The organism is Amnimonas aquatica, from assembly GCF_002943415.1.
Classification (GTDB): domain Bacteria; phylum Pseudomonadota; class Gammaproteobacteria; order Pseudomonadales; family Moraxellaceae; genus Perlucidibaca; species Perlucidibaca aquatica_A.
The window spans coordinates 1-6,051 of record NZ_PTQZ01000106.1 but is presented as its reverse complement, the minus strand read 5'-3'; the positions used below and the strand labels follow the sequence as shown (position 1 = coordinate 6,051).

At 67.6% G+C, this 6,051-nt stretch carries 4 protein-coding genes and 1 pseudogene; 2 read left to right on the top strand and 3 right to left on the bottom strand.

All coding sequences use genetic code 11. The features are described from left to right. Nucleotides 1-186 (bottom strand): annotated as a pseudogene (locus C5O18_RS10740) (hypothetical protein); the annotation flags it as partial. A 267-nt stretch (nt 187-453) separates the two neighbouring features. Here C5O18_RS10740 and C5O18_RS05540 point away from each other — a divergent pair. Further along, nucleotides 454-3,351: a valine--tRNA ligase gene (locus tag C5O18_RS05540; RefSeq protein WP_105192199.1), complete on the top strand. Its 2,898-nt coding sequence runs from the start codon at nt 454-456 to the stop codon at nt 3,349-3,351. Between the two features lie 24 nt (nt 3,352-3,375). On the opposite strand, the gene C5O18_RS05535 is transcribed toward C5O18_RS05540, so the two are convergent. Both C5O18_RS05535 and C5O18_RS05530 read right to left on the bottom strand, forming a co-directional pair. Beyond that, nucleotides 3,376-3,963 (bottom strand): TetR/AcrR family transcriptional regulator, encoded by a 588-nt coding sequence (locus C5O18_RS05535; protein WP_158249278.1) that lies wholly within the window; start codon nt 3,961-3,963, stop codon nt 3,376-3,378. Between the two features lie 86 nt (nt 3,964-4,049). Further along, nucleotides 4,050-5,084: a putative solute-binding protein gene (locus C5O18_RS05530; protein WP_105192195.1), complete on the bottom strand. Its 1,035-nt coding sequence runs from the start codon at nt 5,082-5,084 to the stop codon at nt 4,050-4,052. Nucleotides 5,085-5,231: 147 nt separating this feature from the next. Here C5O18_RS05530 and C5O18_RS05525 point away from each other — a divergent pair. Next, nucleotides 5,232-6,051 (top strand): AraC family transcriptional regulator (locus C5O18_RS05525; RefSeq protein ID WP_105192202.1); only part of this gene is annotated, 820 nt, incomplete at its 3' end.

Here is a 6,051-nt window from a genome sequence, read left to right as displayed (position 1 = left end):
CGTGGATGCGTATTTCTCGGTGATGAGCCGATCGATGTCGTCACGGATACCGTTCTGGTTGGCGTCCGTGCCCATGAGCCCTGGCGTCAGGTCCTCTGCCGGCCGGCACTTCTCGGCGCCCGCGACGAAGGCGCATATGGCGATGACGGATGCCGCTCGCAGCATCCGGGAAGTCGTTTTCCGCATGGGAACCTCCATGTTGTCGATGTTGCCCGCACCCGCCCGCAACGGCGTGCGCCTGCTCGACCGCCCCGACACGGGACGGTCCTCTCCATAACGGTTTAGTACACGCTCCGGACGTTCGCCAGTCGAAGCGCGGAAAAACGTGAAAGCCGACAGGCCCGCCACGAGTGGCTATAATCCCGCCTTTGCCTGCCCCCGCCCGCCACCGCGACCGGCCACCTGCGTGCCCGGAACCGCCTCCGGCCGGCCGACGACGTGACGAGTGAGACCATGGAACCGACTTTCAACCCCGCCGACATCGAACGCCGCTGGAGCGAGCAATGGGAGGCCGCCGGCTGCTTCAAGCCCTCCGGCCAGGGCACGCCCTACTGCATCATGATCCCGCCGCCCAACGTCACGGGGTCGCTGCACATGGGCCACGGCTTCAACAACGCCATCATGGACGCGCTGATCCGCTTCCACCGCATGCGCGGCCACAACACGCTGTGGCAGCCGGGCACCGACCATGCCGGCATCGCCACCCAGATGGTGGTCGAGCGCCAGCTCGCCGCGCAGGGCATCAACCGCCACGACCTCGGCCGCGAACAGTTCCTGGAGAAGGTCTGGGAATGGAAAGCGGAATCGGGCGGCACCATCACCCGCCAGATCCGTCGCCTGGGCTCGTCGGTGGACTGGTCGCGCGAGCGCTTCACCATGGACGAGGGCCTGTCGCGCGCCGTGCAGGAGGCCTTCGTGCGCCTGCACGAGGACGGCCTGATCTACCGTGGCAAGCGCCTGGTGAACTGGGATCCGAAGCTGCACACCGCCATCTCCGATCTGGAAGTGCTGTCGGAAGAGAAGACCGGTTCCATGTGGCACTTCCGCTATGCGCTCGCCGACTCGGCGGCTGGCGTGCGCGGCGAGGCAGGCCAGGACTACCTGGTGGTGGCCACCACGCGTCCGGAAACCCTGCTCGGCGACACCGCCGTGGCCGTGCATCCGGAAGATGAACGCTACCGGCACCTGGTCGGCCGGCAGATCCGCCTGCCGGTGACCGGCCGCCTGATTCCGGTGGTCGCCGACACCTACGTCGACAAGGACTTCGGCACCGGCTGCGTGAAGATCACGCCGGCGCACGACTTCAACGACTACGAGGTCGGCAAGCGCCACGACCTGCCGCTGGTCAACGTGCTCGACCGCGACGCCGCCATCCTCGCGACCTTCGAGGTCATGGCCGGCGGCAGCTTCGCGCCGCTGCCCGGCGAGGCCTGCCCGGAAGCCTACGCCGGCCTCGACCGCTTCGTGGCGCGCAAGCGCATCGTCGCCGAGGCCGAGGCCGACGGCTGGCTGGAGGAGATCAAGCCGCACGCGCTCAAGGTGCCGACCGGCGACCGCTCGGGCGTGGTGATCGAGCCCTGGCTCACCGACCAGTGGTACGTGAAGGCCTCCGTGCTCGCCAAGCCGGCACTGGAAGCGGTCGAGGACGGCCGCATCAAATTCGTGCCCGAGCAGTACCAGAACATGTACTACGCCTGGATGCGCGACATCCAGGACTGGTGCATCTCGCGCCAGCTCTGGTGGGGCCACCGCATTCCGGCCTGGTACGACGCCGAGGGCCGTGTCTATGTCGGCCGCAGCGAAGCCGAGGTGCGCGCCAGGCACGGCCTCGGCGCGGACGTGGCACTGCGCCAGGACGACGACGTGCTCGACACCTGGTTCAGCTCGGGGCTGTGGACCTTCTCCACGCTGGGCTGGCCGGACGACACGCCGGAGCTGCGCACCTTCCACCCCACCGACGTGCTGGTGACCGGTTTCGACATCATCTTCTTCTGGGTCGCGCGCATGATCATGATGACCATGCACTTCATGAAGAACGCCGACGGCACGCCGCAGATCCCGTTCAAGGTGGTCTACGTGCACGGCCTGGTGCGCGATGGCGAAGGCCAAAAGATGTCCAAGTCCAAGGGCAACGTGCTCGACCCGCTGGACATCATCGACGGCATCAGCCTCGACGACCTGGTCGCCAAGCGCACCACCGGCCTCATGCAGCCGCAGATGGCGGCGAAGATCGAGAAGGCCACGCGTAAGGAATTCCCGGAGGGCATCCGCGCGTTCGGCACCGACGCGCTGCGCTTCACCAACTGCGCGCTGGCCTCGACCGGCCGCGACATCAAGTTCGACATGAACCGCGTCGAGGGCTACCGCAACTTCTGCAACAAGCTCTGGAACGCGGCGCGCTACGTGCTGTCGCAGACCGAGGGCCGGGACTGCGGCCAGGATGAGTCGCTGCCGCTGGAGCGCTCGCTGGCCGACCGCTGGATCATCTCGCGCCTGCAGGAGACCGAGGCGGCGGTGATCGCGCACATCGGCGAATACCGCTTCGACCTCGCCGCGCAGGGCATCTACGACTTCGTCTGGAACGAGTACTGCGACTGGTACCTGGAGCTGACCAAGCCGGTGCTGGCCGAAGGCGGCGCTTCTCAGCATCAGGCCAGCGAAGCCGCGCAGCGTGCCACCCGACGCACGCTGGTGCGCGTGCTCGAGGCCATCCTGCGCGTGACCCACCCGCTGATGCCGTTCATCACCGAAGAGATCTGGCAGCGCGTGAAGCCGCTGGCGCTCTCCACGACGGAGGCCGCCAGCGCACCCGCCTTCCTGATGCTGGCACGCTTCCCCGAGCCGGACCTGTCGCGCGTGGATGCCAAGGCGGCCGCCGAGGTGGCGTGGCTGCAGCAGGTGATCTCCGGGCTGCGCAACATCCGTGGCGAGCTCGGCATCTCGCCGGGCAAACCGCTGCCGCTGCTGGTCGCCAATGCCTCCGCAGAAGATCGCGCCCGCCTCGAACGCCAGGATGCCCTGCTGCGCTTCCTCGGCCGCCTGGAAGACATCTCCGTGGTGGCGAGCGAAGGCGAGCTGCCGCCGGTGTCGACCGCGCTCGTGGGCGCCATGACGCTGGGCGTACCGCTGGCCGGCCTGATCGATGTCGGCGCCGAGCTGGCACGTCTCGACAAGGAAATCGCGCGTCTGGGTCAGGAGGTGGCACGTGTCGAGGCCAAGCTCGGCAACGAGTCCTTCGTGGCACGCGCACCGGCCGAGGTAGTGGCCAAGGAGCGCGAGAAGATCGCCGACAACCAGCGCGCCCAGGCGGCACTGGCGGCGCAGCGCGAGAAGATCGCGACGCTGGCCTGACCTGAAGGGCGGCGGCGCCGGCCCTCAGCGGCCGGCCTGCCAGCCCTGCAGACAGAAGATCACGGCCTCGACCACCGCCTGCCGGGTGGACTCCGAGATGCGCCCGTTGCGACAGTAGTCATGGCGCATGAGCGCGAACGCCGTGCCGACGGCATGCAGCGTGGCGTCCGGACGCTCGGGCAGGCGCAACGGCTCGCGCAGGCCGGCCAGCGCCTGGCGCAGCCGCTCCGCGATAACCTCCTGCATGGATGCCTGCACCAGCCCGCCGGCGCGACTGTAAGGACCGCCCAGGACGAGCACGGCCACCACCGGGTTGGCCTGGCAGTAATCCGCGATGCCGTTGACCAGCCAGCGCACATGGTCCTGCCAGGGCCGCGCGCGTCCCAGCTCACCCAGCCCGCTCACCCGCTCCGCCAGCCGGCCGAGATGCCGTTCGGTCAGGCAGCAGAACAGCGCGTACTTGTCCGCGAAACAGGCATAGATGGTCGCCCGGGGTACCCCCGCCGCCTGCGCGACGCGGGGAATCGATATCTGCTCGGGACCGAGCAGCACCAGCATCTGCTCGGCCACCTGCAGCACACCCAGCATGCGCTCGCGCGCACGCCGCTGCACCGGCAGCCAGTCTCGCGCATGATCGGCCGGAGCCGCCGCTACAGGCTCGCTGACAGCGCGCAGCCAAACGGCTCCGGCCTGGTTCATCACCAGTTCTCGCTGTTGGTGGCGCACTCGGAGTCTGCGGCGTTCAGGCTGCAGCGCACGCGCTTGATGATCTTCAGACCCTGCTTGTCATAGACACCCTGTTCCGCGATGTCGATGCGGGCATCGCGCAGCATGACGGTGTACTTGATCATGTTGTCCGGCGTCAGATCGCCCCAGGTCGCCGCCGGCACGTCGCGCTCGGCTTTCTGGATCAGCGCCATGGCACGACTGAACTGGCCGTTCCAGTACTCGCGCGACTTCTGCCCGAAGCCGGCCGGGAACTTGCTCTGGTTGAGCACCACCTGGTAGGTCAGGATCAGGATCGGAAAGCGCTGGATGGCGCCCTTGCTGCCGATGCCGCGGTGCAGCTCCAGCGGCTTGTAGGCCATGGCCGGCGCGGCGATGAAGTCCACCGAACCGTTGTTGAACTTGCCGGCGAAGCTGGTGATGTCGGCGGAGACCGGCTGGGCGCCGATGCGCTCGATCATGATGGCCTGGGCCTTGTCGTAGTCGAAGGCGGCGATCTTCTTGCCGGCCAGCGCTTCGACGGTGTTGATCTTGCGGTCGTTGACCACCGGATAGGCGACACCGAAGGGAATGATGCCGCCGATCTCGTAGTTCCCGCGCACCATGAGCTTAGCGGCGGCCGGATTGGCGAAGGTCTGGGCGGTTTTCTGCACGACTTCGTAGCTCGCAGCCATGTCGACCTTGTTGTTGCGGATGACCGTGGTGGCACCGAGCGAATCAAGGGCGCCGGCGACCGGGTTGAACATGCGGGTGCGGAAACCGGTAGCCATGAGGGCATCGCACTGGCCGGCACGCAGGTCCTCGGTGGCGACGCGTTCGTCGGTGTAGCTCTTCAGTTCCAGTTTCACGCCTTCCCTGGCGGCTTGCACGGCGTAGTCCTTGGCCATGTTGAAGATATCGCCCTGGGCACCCAGCAGGTCATAGACGCAGAGTCTCTGAGCCGTGGCAGGCGTGGCCGCGGTCAGCAGCGCCGCCAGCACCAGGAGTCGCTGATTTCTTGTTTTCATGTCGTTCTCGCTTGTGTGAGCCAGCCGCCCGGGAAACACCCGGCCGGGTGCCGCATTGTCGGCAGCACGCCCGCTCGAGGCTTGTCATATACTGACAACCACTTGTCATTTTCACCGCATCGGAAACCACTTGTCGGAACCGGCCAGATGAAGACCACCGTCCCCATTCCCGCGCGCTACTACGCCCGCCTCTGCGACTTCATGCTGCAGCAGGGCATGCCGGTCTCGGCCTGGCTGGAGCGCGCCGGCATCACCCCGGGACAGCTGCACGCGCCCGAGGCCACGCTGCCGCTGGCACATGTCGAGCGGCTGGTGCACGCCCTGCTGGAAACCACCGGCCGGCCCGACCTGGCGCTGGACCTGGGCCGGGTGATCAAGCTCACTTCACACAACATGGTCGGCTACGCCATGCTCAGCAGCCCCAGCGTGGAATACGCGCTGGGGCTGATCGCGCGCTTCTTCCAGCTCATCATGCCGCCGTTCCGCATGCGCACCCAGCGCCAGGATGATCACCTGCTGGTCAGCTTCGAGCCGGTCATGCCGATGAGCCGCGCCTGCCAGCTGCTGCATTTCGAAGCCATCGCCTCGGCCACGCACTGGGAGGTGCGCGAGCTGCTGCAGGGCCAGCTGCCCGCCTACGATCTCCACCTGCCCTTCCCGGAACCGCGCCACATTGCCCGCTACGAGGAGCTGACCGGTGCGCGCTGCCACTTCACGCACGATGCCCGCCCCCTGCTCTACATGCGCTTCCCCGGCGAGATCTGCCTGCAGGCGCCCAGCCTGGCCGACCCCACCGCGCTGCACATGGCCGAGGCGCGCTGCCGCGACATGGCGCACCAGATCATCCGCGGCGGCGGCATGGCTGACTGGGTGCGCACCATGCTGCGCGACGCCGGCGACGGCATGCTCACGCTGACCGACCTCGCCGGCATGCTGAGCCTGTCGCCACGGACCCTGGACCGCCACC